Annotated in this window: 16 protein-coding genes; 11 read left to right on the top strand and 5 right to left on the bottom strand. The window is 66.4% G+C overall.

Annotation, left to right across the window (positions count from 1 at the left end):
- The first annotated feature begins 252 nt into the window (after positions 1–252).
- From flgB to GBZ48_RS34210, 9 genes are all read left to right on the top strand, one after another.
- Positions 253–657 carry a flagellar basal body rod protein FlgB gene (flgB, locus tag GBZ48_RS34250; RefSeq protein ID WP_109086563.1) on the top strand — a complete coding sequence of 135 codons (405 nt, stop codon included), beginning with the start codon at positions 253–255 and terminating at the stop codon, positions 655–657.
- A gap of 48 nt (positions 658–705) precedes the next feature.
- Entirely contained in the window at positions 706–1,116 is a 411-nt protein-coding gene (flgC, locus tag GBZ48_RS34245) for a flagellar basal body rod protein FlgC (protein WP_174475116.1), read from the top strand.
- A 52-nt stretch (positions 1,117–1,168) separates the two neighbouring features.
- Positions 1,169–1,468: a flagellar hook-basal body complex protein FliE gene (gene fliE, locus GBZ48_RS34240; RefSeq protein ID WP_174475115.1), complete on the top strand. Its 300-nt coding sequence runs from the start codon at positions 1,169–1,171 to the stop codon at positions 1,466–1,468.
- 45 nt (positions 1,469–1,513) lie between these two features.
- Complete coding sequence (locus tag GBZ48_RS34235) at positions 1,514–1,873, top strand: flagellar biosynthetic protein FliQ (protein ID WP_174475114.1); 360 nt, start codon at positions 1,514–1,516, stop codon at positions 1,871–1,873.
- Complete coding sequence (gene fliR, locus GBZ48_RS34230; RefSeq protein ID WP_174475113.1) at positions 1,870–2,640, top strand: flagellar biosynthetic protein FliR; 771 nt, start codon at positions 1,870–1,872, stop codon at positions 2,638–2,640. Before GBZ48_RS34235 ends, fliR begins: the two co-directional genes overlap by 4 nt.
- Positions 2,641–2,653: 13 nt before the next feature.
- Positions 2,654–3,730, top strand: coding sequence for a flagellar biosynthesis protein FlhB (flhB, locus tag GBZ48_RS34225; protein WP_174475112.1), 1,077 nt, complete (start codon positions 2,654–2,656; stop codon positions 3,728–3,730).
- A gap of 168 nt (positions 3,731–3,898) precedes the next feature.
- Entirely contained in the window at positions 3,899–6,457 is a 2,559-nt protein-coding gene (locus GBZ48_RS34220) for an ATP-binding protein (RefSeq protein ID WP_174475111.1), read from the top strand.
- Positions 6,458–6,621: 164 nt separating this feature from the next.
- Positions 6,622–7,701: a recombinase RecA gene (gene recA, locus GBZ48_RS34215; RefSeq protein WP_174475110.1), complete on the top strand. Its 1,080-nt coding sequence runs from the start codon at positions 6,622–6,624 to the stop codon at positions 7,699–7,701.
- A 126-nt stretch (positions 7,702–7,827) separates the two neighbouring features.
- Positions 7,828–8,124, top strand: a complete 297-nt coding sequence (locus GBZ48_RS34210) for a cupin domain-containing protein (protein WP_174475109.1) — start codon at positions 7,828–7,830, stop codon at positions 8,122–8,124.
- Between the two features lie 32 nt (positions 8,125–8,156).
- On the opposite strand, the gene GBZ48_RS34205 is transcribed toward GBZ48_RS34210, so the two are convergent.
- Positions 8,157–8,732 carry a hypothetical protein gene (locus GBZ48_RS34205; RefSeq protein WP_174475108.1) on the bottom strand — a complete coding sequence of 192 codons (576 nt, stop codon included), beginning with the start codon at positions 8,730–8,732 and terminating at the stop codon, positions 8,157–8,159.
- An 88-nt stretch (positions 8,733–8,820) separates the two neighbouring features.
- On the bottom strand, positions 8,821–11,433 hold the full coding sequence (locus GBZ48_RS34200) for a glycosyltransferase (protein ID WP_174475107.1): 2,613 nt from the start codon (positions 11,431–11,433) through the stop codon (positions 8,821–8,823).
- Positions 11,434–11,704: 271 nt separating this feature from the next.
- Here GBZ48_RS34200 and GBZ48_RS34195 point away from each other — a divergent pair, with 271 nt between their 5' ends.
- Positions 11,705–12,115 carry an HIT domain-containing protein gene (locus tag GBZ48_RS34195; protein ID WP_174475106.1) on the top strand — a complete coding sequence of 137 codons (411 nt, stop codon included), beginning with the start codon at positions 11,705–11,707 and terminating at the stop codon, positions 12,113–12,115.
- A 42-nt stretch (positions 12,116–12,157) separates the two neighbouring features.
- On the opposite strand, the gene GBZ48_RS34190 is transcribed toward GBZ48_RS34195, so the two are convergent.
- Positions 12,158–14,089 (bottom strand): di-heme-cytochrome C peroxidase, encoded by a 1,932-nt coding sequence (locus GBZ48_RS34190; RefSeq protein ID WP_174475105.1) that lies wholly within the window; start codon positions 14,087–14,089, stop codon positions 12,158–12,160.
- A 195-nt stretch (positions 14,090–14,284) separates the two neighbouring features.
- Here GBZ48_RS34190 and GBZ48_RS34185 point away from each other — a divergent pair, with 195 nt between their 5' ends.
- Positions 14,285–14,494, top strand: a complete 210-nt coding sequence (locus tag GBZ48_RS34185) for a hypothetical protein (RefSeq protein WP_174475104.1) — start codon at positions 14,285–14,287, stop codon at positions 14,492–14,494.
- Between the two features lie 9 nt (positions 14,495–14,503).
- On the opposite strand, the gene GBZ48_RS34180 is transcribed toward GBZ48_RS34185, so the two are convergent.
- Complete coding sequence (locus GBZ48_RS34180) at positions 14,504–15,457, bottom strand: ACT domain-containing protein (protein WP_174475103.1); 954 nt, start codon at positions 15,455–15,457, stop codon at positions 14,504–14,506.
- Between the two features lies 1 nt (position 15,458).
- Positions 15,459–15,691: hypothetical protein (locus GBZ48_RS34175; RefSeq protein WP_174475102.1), on the bottom strand; the 233-nt coding region annotated here is incomplete at its 5' end.

The raw sequence follows: 15,691 nt of genomic DNA, 5'->3' as shown, positions 1-15,691 counted from the left end.
AGCTGTGTATAAGAGACCGGCGCGGACAACAGGCGGCCTTGGTCAGAGGATCCTTCCTGCGCCGCATCCTGGACCGGTAGGCTTAACGAACTGTAAAGGCGGTCATCCCAACCGATTCGCGCAGGTAAGGATTCATCCTTCGTTAACGCAAACGGGCGACCATTGTCCTCTATGGCGATATCCTTGCCGGACGCCGCCGTCAGGGCGGCATCTGGCGGAATCGGCGGCGGTCTTGGTGGCGGGATCAGGGCGATGGACCTCGGAAATCTCGGACTCTTCAAACTGATGTCGCGCAAGATGGACTGGCTGACCCAACGCCAGGAAGTCCTGTCGCAGAACATCGCCAACGCCGACACGCCCGAATACAAGAGCCGGGACCTGAAGCCCTTCAGCTTCCGCGACGCGCTGAGCGACAGCCGGCGGCTGACCCCGGTGGCGACCAACGCGTCCCATCTCGCCGGCACCCGCGGCGCCGGCGGCATGGCCCAGGAACAGAAGGTGCGCGATCCGTACGAGACGGCGCCGGACGGCAACAACGTCGTGCTGGAAGACCAGATGATGCGGATGAGCCAGAGTTCGATGGATTATCAGACCATCACGAACCTGTATAAGAAGCAGGTGGCGATGATCAAGTCGGCGATCCGCTCGGGCAGCTGAATGTCTTTCCGGCCGATTTTTCTGGCGGGGTTTTGAGGAGGCGGTGCGATGGATCTCTACAAGTCGATGGCGGTGTCCGCCTCGGGCATGAAGGCGCAGGGCACGCGCCTGAAGGTCATTTCGGAGAATCTGGCCAACGCCAACACCACCGCCGAGACGCCCGGCGATCTGCCCTATCGCCGCAAGACCGTCATCTTCAAGAACGAGCTGGACCGGGCGATGGACGTCGACAAGGTCCGCGTCGCCAAGGTCGATGTGGATAAGAGCGATTTCCAGCGCAAGTACGACCCGTCGCACCCGTCGGCCGACGCTGAGGGCTATGTCCTGATGCCCAACGTCAATTCGGTGGTGGAGGCGATGGACATGCGCGAGGCCCAGCGCAGCTACGAAGCCAACCTGTCGGCCATCGACACCGCGCGCCAGATGCTGACCCGCACGCTCGACCTCCTGCGCACCTGACAGTTCACCGTCTCACGCCCGCCAACCTTCCTGACCGACCGGAACCGCCGCCATGATCAATCCGCTGAACGCCGCCGCGGCCTATGCCACCACCGCCGCCAAGACGACCGGTCCCGGCATGGCCGCGCGCGACGGCGTGTCCTTCGGCGACGTGCTGGAACAGGCGGCCAAGGAGAGCATCGGCACCCTGAAGAAGAGCGAGGACATCTCGGCGATGGCCGCCGTCGGCAAGGCCGACCTGAACGACGTCGTCCAGGCGGTGACCAACGCCGAGGTGACGCTGCAGACCGTCACCGCCGTGCGCGACAAGGTGCTGAACGCCTATCAGGAAATCCTGCGCATGCCGATGTGACGGCCTGCGCCCGGTCCCAGACGCCGTCATGCCCAGCTTGCAGTTATGAACGAGACCGAAGTCATCGAGCTTTGCCGCACCTCGATCGTCACGCTGGTGATCGTGTGCGGGCCGATTCTGGTCATCATGATGGCGGTCGGCACCGTCATCTCCATCTTCCAGGCCGTCACACAGATCAGCGAGCAGACCATCGCCATGGTGCCGAAGGTGATGCTGGTCTTCGGGCTCAGCATCCTGCTGATGCCTTTCATGCTGGGAAAGCTGACCGAGTTCTTCGAACATGAGGTCGCCGACCGCATCGTCGCCGTCGGCGTCGGCGCCAACGAAAACGGCGGCGCGCCCTTCACCCCCGGCACCGGCGTGACGCCCGCCCCGGCCCCGACCGCCGCCGCGGCGGGCCAATGACCATCCTGCAACAGCTGCTGGGCGAACAGATCTTCGTCTGGATGCTGGTCTTCATGCGGGTCGGCACCGCCTTCAGCGTGATGCCGACCATCGGCGACGCCTTCGTTCCCACCCGTGCGCGGCTGCTGTTCGCGCTGGTGGTCAGCATGGTGGCGGCGCCGGCGATCCGGCCGATGCTGCCGCCGATGCCGGGCAATCCGTTCCAGCTGCTGGTGCTGGCCGCCGGCGAGATGACCATCGGCATCTTCATGGGCACCATCGCCCGGCTGCTGATGGGCGCGCTGGAGGTGGCCGGCACCATCATCAGCCTGCAGAGCGGGCTGGCCAACGCGCAGATCTTCAACCCGGCGATGGCGTCCGCCGGTTCGCTGCCCGGTTCGCTGATGGGGTGGCTGGGGCTGCTTCTGCTGTTCGTCACCGACCTGCACCATCTGCTGATCATGGCGGTGGTCGACAGCTATTCCACCTTCACGCCCGGGGCGGCGATCCCGATCGACGACATGGCGAATGTGATCGGGCAGCTGGTGTCGAAGAGCTTCATGATGGGGGTGCAGATGGCCGCCCCCTTCCTGATCACCGGCATCCTGTTCGCGCTGGCGCTGGGGCTCTTGAACAAGCTGGCGCCGCAGGTGCAGGTGTTCCAGCTCTTCACCTCGGTCCAGGTGCTGCTGGGCCTGTTCATGTTCGCCCTGACGCTGGGGGCGATGATGTTGTTCTGGCTGTCGCGCTTCGAATCGACCTTCATCGAATTCCTGAAGCCGCTGTAGAGGGAGGGCGCCGGTGTCGGAAGAAGCTGACGAGTCCTCCAAAACAGAAGACCCGACGGGAAAAAAGCTCGACGAGGCCCACAAACAGGGCCAGTTCGCGATGACCCGCGAGGCCGCGAACTGGTTGATGGTCGCGGCGATGCTGGTGGTTCTGGTCTCCATCCTGCCCGGCACCTTGAAGGGGCTGGTCTTCCGCCTGAACTATTATTTCGAAAATCTGGACCGCATCACCTTCGACCGGGCCGGAGTCGGCGCGCTGCTGTTCCGGGTGATGAGCGACGCCATGTGGGCGCTGTGGCTGCCCATCCTGCTGTTCGTGGTGGCCGGCGTCATGTCGACCATCGGGCAGACCGGCTTCCATGTCTCGTGGGAACTGATCTCGCCGAAGTTCGGCAAGCTGAACCCGCTGCCCGGCCTGATGAACATGTTCAAGGCCAACCAGGGCGTGGAGCTGCTGAAGAGCATCGTCAAGCTGGGGGTGGTCGGCGGGGTCGCCTACATGGCGCTGGTGCCGATGTTCGGCGGCATCGAGGCCTATATCGGCATCGACATCGTCGCCATGCTGCTGCAGATGGACGGTCTTGCCCACCGGTTGCTGGTCTGGGTCCTCGTCGTCCTGACCTTCATCGCCGCCGGCGACTTCCTGTGGCAGAAGCAGCAGTTCGACAAGAAGATGAAGATGACCAAGCAGGAGGTGAAGGACGAGCACAAGCAGCAGGAAGGCGACCCCGTGGTCAAGGGCCGCATCCGGCAGATCCGGTTCGAACGCGCGCGCAAGCGCATGATGGCCGCGGTGCCGAACGCCGACGTGGTGGTGACCAACCCGACCCACTTTGCGGTTGCGCTGAAATACGATCCGACCCAGATGGGCGCGCCGATGGTGCTGGCGAAGGGCGTCGATCAGGTCGCCTTCAAGATTCGCGAGATCGCCGAATCGAACAATGTGCCGGTCATAGAAAATCCGCCTCTTGCCCGTGCGCTCTATGCCGCTTGCGATATCGACGCGGAAGTGCCATCCGAGCATTATCGGGCGGTCGCCGAAGTCATCACCTATGTCTTCAAGCTGAAAGGGCGGTCGCTGCGCAATTGATCCGGGTGCAACCGCTATGGGCGCAACGGATCCGGCCCCGTGATGGTTGATGGGGCGGTTGACGGGGTCGGCGGGATCGGTTGGATCGGCCGGCCATCGCAGGTGGTGTGACGGGCAAGTGCGGACCGGGACATTTCCCGGCCGGACCGTGTGGGGTTTGGAGTATTGGTGGACGACACAACTTCCCTTTCCGACAGCGCGGGCAATGCAGTGATCCGCAAGGCTTCGTCCGGCGGTGTGTCGATGCTGCTCCAATATGCGCTGGCGCCGGCCGGACTGCTGGTGCTGGCCGCCGGATTGCTGTTGGAGCGCGATGCGGTCGGCTGGCTGGGGGCGGCGCTGGTGGCCTTGGGTGTGGCCCTGCTGATCGCCCGCAGCGTGTCGGTGGTGCGGCGGTCGGCCCGCATCGGCGCGCTTCTCGGCGGTGCGCTGGAAGGGATGCCGGCCGGGCAGCTGGTCTGCGACGGAACGGACGATGTGGTGTTCGTCAACGCCGCCTTCCGCGAGCTGGCGGGCTGGCGCCGCGGCGAACGGCCGCTGGAGGCCCTGGCCCGCCAATTCTCCGGCGACCCCGACAGCGCGCGCGAATTCCGCCGCCTGCGCGAACGGGTGAAGGCAGGCGGCGCCGCCTCGGCCGAGCTGGCGATCCCGGCGCTCGACGGCCACCCGCCGGAATGGCGCAAGGTGCAGGGCCAGCCGGTGGCCGGCTTCCCCGGCTCCGTTCACTGGCGGATCGAGGACATCACCGCCCGGCGAGAGCTGGAGCATGTCATGCTGCGCGAGCAGGCCAAGCTCGCCGACTTCATGGAGCATGCACCGGTCGGCTTTTTCTCGGTCGATCAGAACGGCCATTTCCTGTTCGTGAATGCCACCCTGGCGCAATGGCTGGAGGCGGCCCCCGGCGACCTGACGGACGGTGAGGCGCGGCTGCACGGCATCCTGGCGGCTCCTCCGGTTTCCGCCGCCCCCTACGACCTGTTCGACCATGGCGGCAGCGAGCAGCGCGGCGAGCTGACCATGGTGGGTCTGCGCAGCCGGCGGTTCCAGGTCGCGGTGGCGCAGAGCGTGGTGCATGCCGACGACGGCACCATCCACACCCGCTCGGTGGTGCGCGACCTGTCCCCGGAACGGGAGTGGCAGGAGGCGCTGCGCCAGTCCGAGCAGCGGTTCCAGCGCTTCTTCGAGGATGCGCCCATCGGCATCGCGCTCGTCGACGAGACCGGGCAGCTGACCGAATGCAACGAGGCCTTCCTGGCGCTGATCGGCAGCGAGACCGGCAGCGTCATCAACCGCCCGATGGCCGACCTGATCGTTCCGGCGGAGCGCGAGGCGGTGATCGCCCGGCTGCGGGCGGTGCAGGGCGGCGCCGACCCGGCCCACCCGCTGGAGGTCCGGCTGTCCGGCGGGCGCGAGCTGACCGCCCAGCTCTATGCCCGGCGCCTCGCCAACCCGGTGCGGACGGATGGCAGGGGCGATGGCCGCGCAGACGGTGCCAGGGGAGATGGGGCGCGTGGCGACGGTGTCGGCCTGATCCTGCACTTCATCGACATGACGGAGCGCAAGAGCCTGGAGGCCCAGTTCGCCCAGTCGCAGAAGATGCAGGCGGTCGGCCAGCTGGCCGGCGGCGTGGCGCACGACTTCAACAACCTGCTGACGGCGATGATCGGCTTCTGCGACCTGCTGCTGCTGCGTCACAAGCCGGGCGACCAGTCCTTCAGCGACATCATGCAGATCAAGCAGAACGCCAACCGCGCCGCCAACCTCGTGCGGCAGCTGCTGGCCTTCTCGCGCCAGCAGACCCTGCAGCCGCGCGTCATCAACGTGACCGACGTGCTGGCGGAACTGGCGAACCTGCTGCGCCGGCTGATCGGCGAGAACATCGAACTGAAGATGATCCATGGCCGCGACCTGGGTCTGGTCAAGGTCGACCAGAACCAGCTGGAGCAGGTCATCATCAATCTGGTGGTCAATGCCCGCGACGCCATGGCCGGTGGCGGCAAGCTGATCATCAACACCACCAACTACATCGTCAGCCAGCCGGAACGGCGGGAGCACGAGACGGTACCGGCCGGCAGCTATGTCTCCATCGAGGTGATCGACACCGGTTGCGGCATCGCGCGGGAGAATCTCCAGCGCATCTTCGAGCCCTTCTATACGACCAAGGAGGTCGGATCGGGCACCGGGCTCGGCCTGTCGACGGTCTACGGCATCGTGCGGCAGACCGGCGGCTTCGTGCTGGTCGATTCGGCGGTGGGGGAGGGAACGACCTTCACCATCCTGCTGCCTCACCACCAGGGCGAGCTGCGCCCGGTCGATACGGCGGAGCCGCGCGAGCGGCGCGGCAGCGACCTGACCGGCACCGGCATCATCCTGCTGGTGGAGGACGAGGACGCGGTGCGCGTCTTCTCCGCCCGCGCGCTGCGCAACAAGGGCTATCAGGTGCTGGAGGCGAAGAACGGCGAGGCGGCCCTGCAGCAGATCGAGAACAACGGCGCCTCCATCGACCTGCTGATCACCGACGTGGTGATGCCGCAGATGGATGGCCCGACGCTGGCCCGCCATGTCCGCAGGCTGCGCCCGGAGATGCGGGTCATCTTCATCTCCGGCTATGCCGAGGACCGGCTGGGCGAGATCGACGGCGTCGAAGTCGCCCATTTCCTGCCCAAGCCCTTCTCGCTGAAACAGCTGGCTTCCAAGGTGAAGGAGGTCATCCGCGACGGGCGGTGAAGGGGGTGGGGAGGAGCGAATTCGTTCGCGAAAACGGGCCCCGGCATCCCGCGTAAAATAGGAACGCACAGGCAACATCAACCCTTGCAAACGAGAACGAAGAGAGTACATTCAGCCTCGTTGCAAGAGCGCCGACCGTGTGTTCTAAGAGAGGGGTACCGGGCATGTCGTCCGCACAGCTTCGTTTGGTCGAGAAGGATTCCATGGACAAGCAGAAGGCGCTCGATGCCGCCCTGAGCCAGATCGAACGCGCGTTCGGCAAGGGCTCGATCATGAAGCTCGGTGCCAAGGAGAACCTGGTCGAGACGGAGGTGATTTCCACCGGCTCGCTCGGTCTCGACATCGCGCTGGGCATCGGCGGCCTGCCGAAGGGCCGCATCATCGAAATCTACGGGCCGGAAAGCTCGGGCAAGACCACGCTGGCCCTGCACGCCATCGCCCAGGCCCAGAAGGCCGGCGGCACCTGCGCCTTCGTCGATGCCGAGCATGCGCTCGACCCGTCCTATGCCCGCAAGCTGGGCGTCAACATCGACGAGCTGCTGATCTCCCAGCCGGATGCCGGCGAACAGGCGCTGGAGATCGCCGACACGCTGGTGCGCTCCGGCGCCATCGACGTGCTGGTGGTCGACTCGGTCGCAGCGCTGGTGCCGCGCGCCGAACTGGAAGGCGAGATGGGCGACAGCCATGTCGGCCTGCACGCCCGCCTGATGAGCCAGGCCCTGCGCAAGCTGACCGGCTCGATCTCCAAGTCGAACTGCCTGGTGATCTTCATCAACCAGATCCGCCTGAAGATCGGCGTGATGTTCGGCAACCCGGAGACGACGACCGGCGGCAACGCGCTGAAGTTCTACGCCTCCGTCCGTCTCGACATCCGCCGCATCGGCTCGATCAAGGACCGCGACACCGTCGTCGGCAACCAGACCCGCGTCAAGGTGGTGAAGAACAAGATGGCCCCGCCGTTCCGCGTGGTCGAGTTCGACATCATGTATGGCGAGGGCGTGTCGAAGGTCGGCGAACTGCTCGACCTCGGCATCCAGGCCAGCGTGGTGGACAAGTCGGGTGCATGGTTCAGCTATGACGGCACCCGCATCGGCCAGGGCCGCGAGAACGCCAAAACCTATCTGCGCAACAACCCGGAGATGGCCGACGCCATCGAGGCCAAGATCCGTGGCAACGCCGGTCTGGTCGCCGATGCGATGATGGGCACCCCGGAAGCCGACGGCGAAGCCTCCTCGCCGGAGTAAAGCATCTGATGGGTCCGGAAGCCCGCTGCCCGAGAGGGCGGCGGGCTTTTTTTTGGCTGCAGGATTCGGCCGCAGGGTTTTGTCGCAGAAATCAACGACAGATCAAAGGGTTGCGAAGGAAAGCAGATGATGAATCTGATCGCGGAAACGACGGCGCTGCCTCAGGCGTGGAGATCCCGGATCATTGGCAAGATCGCCGGTGCCAATCTGAAAATCATCCGTATGGATGAGGCGGGCATTCCATTGGAAAGCCATGCCGAATTTGACGAGGCGCTTTTCGTTCTGGAAGGCAACATGACGCTGGACGTCGAAGGCGAGTTGATCGACATGGCGGCGGGTGATTTTTTCGTCGTCCCGGCGGGCAAAAGCCATCGGGTCTTGGAAGGAAGCCGGGGCGTCCTGTTTCTGGTCGATGCGGAATAGGGCCCGATTACTGTCCGCGATAACCGGCTCTGCTACACATCCACCACCATATGCGGCCGGAACGCTCCCTCCAGCGTCAGCAGCAGATGCAGATAGACCGCCACCTTGCGGGCGCGGTCGGTGTTGCGGGAGAGGCAGTCGCGCAGCTGTTCGGCCATCCGGGCGGTTTCCGCATCCTGCTCCGGCGCCGTCGCGGCGACGGCCTGGATGATGTGTTCGGGATCGACCGGAATCGGCGCCGCCGGGTCCTTCAGCAAGGCCTCGGCCAGCGCCTCCTCGTCATGAGGAACCGACGCTGCAGCAGTCGGGGGGGCAGGGGTGCTTCGGGACAGATGGTTGCGGAGGCTGTCCTTCAGCCGGCTGCGCTGCCGGTCGTCCAGCCCGTCGAACTGGTCGACCTCATCGAACAGCAGATCGTAGAGGCGGCGGCGCTGCGGGTTGGGCGGGCTCCGGTCGCGCCGCTCCTGCTCGCGGTCCTGCTGTTCCCGCCGTGGGTTGCGGCGGTGGTTGCGGTCGGTGGCGCTGCCGGTCCGCTCGACGCCCGCGGTGGTGCGGACGCTGAACTCCGGCGGGCCGATGCCACGCCCGGAGGTGAGATTGCCGGACATGAGCCGCCTCCCGGGACTGGTTACCCCTGGCGATCCAGTCTGGCAGAGCCGGCGCTTCCTTCCAAGCCGAAGCGCCGGCCTATGACCATCAGTCGCCGGCCCCGGCGCCGACGGCCTCGTCGGTGGCTTCCGGCTTGCGCTTGCCGAAGCCGATGGTCGGGAAGACGTTGATCAGCGCGGTGATGAAGGCGGCCAGATAGGGCAGCGACTGCACCACCAGCAGGCCCGACCACATGAAGGCGTCGCGGTTCTCATGGCCGAAGACCATGACGATGGCGAGCGCGGCCCCCCACAGCGACACCAGCAGAACCAGCTCCTCCCGCGCCATCAGGAAGGCCTGCATCAGCGCCGGCTGGTTCTCGCACTTCGGCGTGCGGACGAAGGGACGGCCGGAGGTGAACATGCCGAGCCACATGGCGCGGCCGACCGTGTGGGTCAGCGCCATGCCGGCCACCGCCGCGCCGACCTTGTCCCAGAAGCCGCACTTCACCCGCGCCTCGTAGAGCCAGAGCGAGGCACCGACCTTGAAGGCGAAGACGCTGAGCGTCGGGATCATGAAGACGTTGGGCGGGAACTCGAAGTATTTCGGGAAGGCCATCAGCCCGATGGACCACAGGATGCCGGCGATGCCGAACACCATGTGGGCGGCGTCGGCGAACCAGGGCAGCCAGCCGGTGATGAAGTGGTATTTCTGGCCGGCGGTCAGCTCCTTGGCACCGGGCGACAGCTGGCGCCAGTGGTGCTTCAGTATCTGCACCGCACCATAGGCCCAGCGGAAGCGCTGCGTCTTATAGGCGGAGAAGCTGTCGGGCACGAGGCCCTTGCCATAGCTTTCCGGCATGTAGACGGCTTCATAGCCATGCTCGAACAGGCGCAGGCCGAGGTCGGCGTCCTCAGTGATGCACCATTCGCCCCAGCGGCCGACCTTTTCCAGGGCCGACTTGCGGATGATGGTCATGGTGCCGTGCTGGATGATCGCGTTGCGCTCGTTGCGCTGGATCATGCCGATGTGGAAGAAGCCGGCATATTCCCAGTTGGTCATGCGCTGGAACAGGTCGTGTTCCCACTCGCGATAGTCCTGCGGCGACTGGACGAAGCCGACCTCCGGCCGGTTGAAGTGCGGGATGGTCGCCTTCAGCCAGTCCGGGTGGACCTGATAGTCGCTGTCGATGACGGCGATGTGCTCGGCATCGGGGGCGGTCTGCGCCAGACCGAAGTTCAGCGCACCGGCCTTGAAGCCCGGCCAGTTGTCGAGGTGGAAGAAGCGGAACTTCGGCCCCAGCTTCCGGCAATACTCCTCGATCGGCCGCCAGACCGCCGGATCCTTGGTGTTGTTGTCCAGCAGCAGGACTTCGTAGTTCGGGTAATCGAGGGCGGCCAGCGCATCGAGCGTCTGCATGACCATGTGCGGCGGCTCGTTGTAGCAGGGCACATGGATCGACACCTTCGCCGCGTTGGGCAGCGGGGCGGCGGAGCAGGGGATGAACTTGCGCTTGAACTTGTGCTGCCAGACGACCTCGGTCAGCTCCATGCCGTCGATCAGCATGACCGCGAACAGCACCAGCTGGCAGAAGATCAGCAGGCCCCAGGCGATTTCGGTGGTGAGCGCCAGACCGGCGGCCGAGGCGGCGCTGACGGTGAAGACAAGCACGGAGGCGACCGCCTGGATCAGCCCGCCGTAGAAGATCTGGCCGCCGATCTTCAGGTCGCTGCGGCGCCACAGGAAGAACACCAGCGGCAGGAAGCCCAGCGCCACGGCGGTGGCGCACTTGATTTCCCAGTTGCGGACCTCGTGCACCCCGCCGATCATCGGGAATTTCGGGTTGCGCTGATAGTCCCACAGGCCCCAGCTGGTGCCCGCCGTGCCTTCGATCTCCCGCTTCCAGGGCTGGTCGAAGGCCTCCATGATGAAGTAGTCGAGCTTGTTCTGGGCGGCCACGTTCAGGAAGTTGCGGATGAACTTGGCCTGATTGACCTGGCTCGCCTCGGCGCCACGGCGCCAAGGGCCGTCGGCCGGCCAGCCGATCTCGCCGATCAGGATGTGCTTGTTCGGGAACTTCGCCTTCAGCTCGTTGTAGCGGAACATGGCGTAATCGACCGACTGGTCGACCGGCACGCCTTCCCAGTAGGGCAGCAGATGGACGGCGAGGAAGTCCACCGCGTCGGCCAGTTCGGGGTTCTTCAGCCAGACGTGCCACGGCTCGGCGATGGAGACCGGGACATTGACCTTCTTCTTCACCCGCTTGACGTACTCGATGGCCTGCGGGACCGTCAGGTCGGCGCGCAGGATCGCCTCGTTGCCGACCAGCACGCGGCGGACGTTGCTGTTGGCGCGGGCCAGCTTGATCAGGCCGGCCAGTTCGGGCTCGTCGATCTCCGGCTTGCCGGCGGTCCAGGCGCCGGCGGTCACCGGCAGGCCGTGCTTGGCGGCGATGGCCGCGACCATTTCCGAGCCGTCGGTGGTCGAATAGGTTCTGACGGCCTTCACCGCGCCTTCCAGCGCCGTCATGTCCTTTTCGATGTCGTCGGCGGACGCCTTGTCGCCCTTCGACGGGCTCTTGTCCGAATGAAAGGGGGTATAGGCGACGCCGGTGATGGCGCCGGCCCAGGACCGCTCGTCCACCGGACGGTTCCACAGCGCCCAGAAGGCGATGTTGCCGAGGATCACCAGGATCAGAACCGCAAAGGCCGATTTGCGCATGTGGGTCGTTCTCGCTCGCCGCACCAGAAAACATGGATACGGCCCGCGGAAATGGCGCAAGGGGATCGTTGCCGCCCCGACCATTGCCTCGGACCGAACTCTAAAATCGTCCAACGAAAGCCGCCCGTGCCATATGGCCGGCGCGCACGGCCTTCTATACAAGCTTCGCGGTTGGCCCGCCACTGCCGGCTACAACAGGGCAGCCTCCGGAATATTCCCGGACGATGCTTCCGGCCACTACCGGACAGCCAGTATCAGAGAGGAGTGAAGCATGTTTTCCCTTAACGAACGGCTACAGGCCGATACCTGCCCTGTGACCGATCTGGAGCTTTGCCGGGTCCTGTTGATGAACAACCGGCTGTGGCCCTGGCTGATCCTGGTGCCGATGCGCGAGGGTGCGGTGGAAATCCACCGGCTGGACGACGGGGATCAGGCGACGCTGATGCGGGAGATCGCGCTGGCCTCCCGCGTGGTGGAGCGGCTGTTCGCGCCGGACAAGATCAATGTCGGGGCGCTGGGCAACATGGTGCCGCAGCTGCACGTCCATGTGATCGGGCGGACGCGCGGCGATCCGGCATGGCCGGGACCGGTCTGGGGTTCCGGCCACGCCGAGCCGTACGAGCCGGCCGACGCGGCGGCCCTGGCGCAACGGCTGGCCGACGCGCTGCATGCGGAGGACTGACCGCCGGCCCGGTCGCGGGGCCGGGCCGGCGGGGGGCGGGCGTTACAGGGTCTTCAGATATTCCACCAGATCCCAGCGCTCCTGCTCGGACAGGCCGCGGCCGATGATGCCGCTGCCGGCGACACCGGACCCGACGAACTGGTGCCCGACATTGGTGTTGCCGGGGATCTTGGTGTCCAGCGTGAAGGTGCCGTCGGCGCAGTCGGTCCGGTAGCCGACCTTCACCGGATCGAAGCTGCGCAGGCCGAGGCAGAAGCTCTTCGGCCGCTCGGCCAGCGGCGACAGCAGGTCGTAGAGCGTCGGGACCGAGCCGTTGTGCAGGTAGGGGCCGGCGGCCCAGATGCCATCCAGCGGACGGGCCTTGTATCCGGCTTCCGCCTGCAGGCAGTTCGGACGGAAGCCGTTCATCTCCTCCCGCTTGGCGGGCGGGATCTTGTTCTCGTCATAGGCGGTCTCGGCCGTCTTCTGGACGACATAGCCCAGCGCCTCCGCGAAACTGGCCTTCGTGACCGGTTCGCCCGGCTTGCCGTTGCACAGGCTGGATGGATCGACCTTCAGGAAGGCGGGCAGTTGCACCGTCCGGGTCTGCAGGATATTGGCCTGGGCCGGGTCGGTGCCGACATTGATCGGCGTGACCTTCAGGTAGCTCTGCTTGGCGGCGTTCGGCTTGGTCCAGTATTTCGCATCCCAGAAGGCCGGGCTGTCGACCGGCGGCAGGTGGCAGCCCTGGCACAGCTCCTGGTACAGGCCCGCGCCGCGCGCCCGCTTGGCCTCATCGACGGTGCCGAGCACGGCTTGCGGCCATTTCGGCGCGGTCAGCCCCTGGAACCCGGTCACGGTGCCGTCCGGCTTGCGGGTCAGCGGGTTGGGACCGGCCAGCAACTGCTCCATCCTGTAGAGGGTGTCGACCGGAACGGAGGAGGCATAGAGCTTGCGGTCCGGGTTCGACAGGTTCACCCGCGCCGCCACGCCCATCGACTCGCCGGCGTTGCGCACCATCGGCTGCATGATCGAGGCGTCGTACTGCACCCAGTCGAACCAGGAAGCGTTCCAGATGTGCGGATACTTCACCGGCGCCGTGATTGCGGCGACGTTGGTGAAGGGGTCGAACTCCACCTTGCCGTTCAGCAGGTCGTTGGTGAAGACGGTGTTGCCGATGCGGGTCAGCGCGTCCAGACGGTTGAAGCCTTCGGTGACCGCCGGATTGCCGCTCTGCGCCGCGCCGCGCTTCGCCAGGGTTTCCAGGGTGGTCAGCGTCTGCTCGAACTGCTCGCGCAGGGCGGCCGTCTGCTCGGCGGTGCGGTTGGGGCCGAGCACGCGGTCGGCGAAGCGGTCGAACCGGCCGGGCAGGACCTTGGTGTAGGCCAGCGAATAGCCGAGCGCCGCCGTCAGCGCATCGAGGTTGATGACGGCCGGCGCGCCGTCGATGCGCAGGCTGACGCCGTTATACTCGATATGGCCGGTGTGGCAGGCGGCGCAGGTCAGGCCGATCTGGTCGGGCAGCGGCGTGCCGGTCGTCGGGTCGACATAGCCCTTGGTGCGGGCGAAGCCGACCGGCAGGCCGTCCGGGTTGACCTCGTCCTCCGACTGGTTGTAGGCGGCCAGCACCGCCTTGGCCGAACCGGGTTCCGCCCCATAGCCGTAATCCCGCGCCGTGGCGCCGCCCAGCCGCTTCGGGCTGGGGATGAAGCCGAACTGCTGTAGGTACGATTCGTCCGCCAGCATTTTGGGTTCGCCGAAGACCCGGATGTCCGGCTGCTCCAGCGCCATGAACCAGGAATAGGAGATCGGGAAGGTCGAGGTGCCCTGGCTGGCATGGTGGTACCAGTAGCGCTCGCCCGGTTTCCAGTTCTGGTCGAGCCAGACCGCTTCCTTGGTGGGGGCCGGTGTCGGCAGCGCCGGGGCGCAGGCCCCGAGCAAAGTCAGTGGCAGCAGGCCGACTGCCGCCAGTATCGACAGGCGAGACGCGTTCATGGGGGTAACCTCTGCGCGCGGGGGTTGATGGTCAATGACCCCACTGTCGCTGTGATAAATAAGCCCGGGCAACAGGAAAATTGTATTTCTTTTCTACATGCAATTTTTGAAACGGGAGCGGAACCGCCGGGCCGGGCGGGTGGTTATCAGGTCGGAACCGTTCGTGGGTTCAGCAAAAATCCGGAGATCGCCGCCATGACCGCTGAAGACCGCTCCGCCTCCCGCACCTCCGATGCCCAGTCTGACGCCCCTTCCAACGCCGCCCAGCGGATCGAGGACAAGCTGGTCGATGAGACCGGCAAGGCCTCCGGCGACCCCGACAAGCCGGTCCAGAAGAAGTGGGAGGAGATGGGCGAGCGCGAGGAGATCGCCGAGCGAAGCCAGCGGGAGGGCGGCGGCGCCTGACGGACGCCCCTACCGCTTCACCGTGCAGGTCAGCGCCAGCACGTCCGCCGCCTTGTCGAGGTCGTCGGCGCGGACCAGCACATAGTCGGTGCTGTAGGTGGAGATCGCGAAGATCGGCAGATGGGCTTGGGCCAGCGGCACGGCGATGCGGGCCAGGATGCCGAACAGGCTGAAATCGACCACGCCCTCCACCCGGAAGGCGCGCCAGCCGCGTTCGGCCTTGACACCCTCAGGCACGCGTTCCTCCCGGCAGAGGATCGACAACTCCTCCCCCGTGCGGGTGGCGCCGACCAGCGGGTCGGTCCAGTCGAGCCAGTCCGGCAGGCCGCTGCCCGGCGGCAGCTGCGCCACCGCCAGACGGTCGGGCAGGATCGACAGGGTCAGGCCGGTCTGCTCGCGCACCAGGGCCGCGGTCAGCGTCGCCTCGTCCACCTCGAAGGGCTTCAGGATGCGGCGGGCGCGGGCGGCCAGCGACGGCACGCCGGAGCGCATGGCGCGGCCCAGCATCTCCGCCGAGGTGGCGCGCAGGCCGGCATCCGATTCGGCCAGATCGACCACCGCCTGAAGCGCGCTGGTCTGGACGATGCGGCTGGGGCTGTTCTCGAACCAGTCGGCCAGCAGGACGGCGGCGCGGTGGCGCTGCTCCTCCGTCATGGTCAGGCGCGGCACGATCTGGGCGATGTGCCAGCGCACCTCCGCCTGCTCGATGGCGACGGCATCGGTCAGCAGATGCTCGACATAGGGGTCGAGCCAGCCGGCGTTGCTGCGCGACACCCGTTCCAGCGCGTCGGCGGCGCGCATGCGCACGCTGGCGTTGCGGTCGAACAGGCAGCCGACCAGCTCCGCCAGCTTGCCGCGGTCTGCCGACACCTCGTCGGCGACGGAGGGGGCGTCGCCCACCGCCCGCCGGTCGCCGATGGCCAGCCGGCGGGCCAGCGACGCGTTGCGGATCAACTCATCCATCTCAGCGCCGCCCGGTCGGACGGCCGAACCGCGACGGCGTGCCGAAGCGCGAGGCGATCTTGGCCCCGGTCGGCTTCGGCGGCGGCGGCGGAGGGGGACAAGCGCCCGGCCCGCCACCGGTCAGCGCGTCGAAGCTGACGGCGACCGCTTTGAGCTGCAAAGCGATGTAGGGGGTGACACCCAGCGTGGCGGTCAATGCCACCAGACCGCCCAGCAAGGGGCTGTGGCCGTAGC

The organism is Azospirillum melinis, assembly GCF_013340935.1.
Lineage (GTDB): Bacteria > Pseudomonadota > Alphaproteobacteria > Azospirillales > Azospirillaceae > Azospirillum > Azospirillum melinis.
This window is presented reverse-complemented; position numbering and strand designations above follow the sequence as displayed.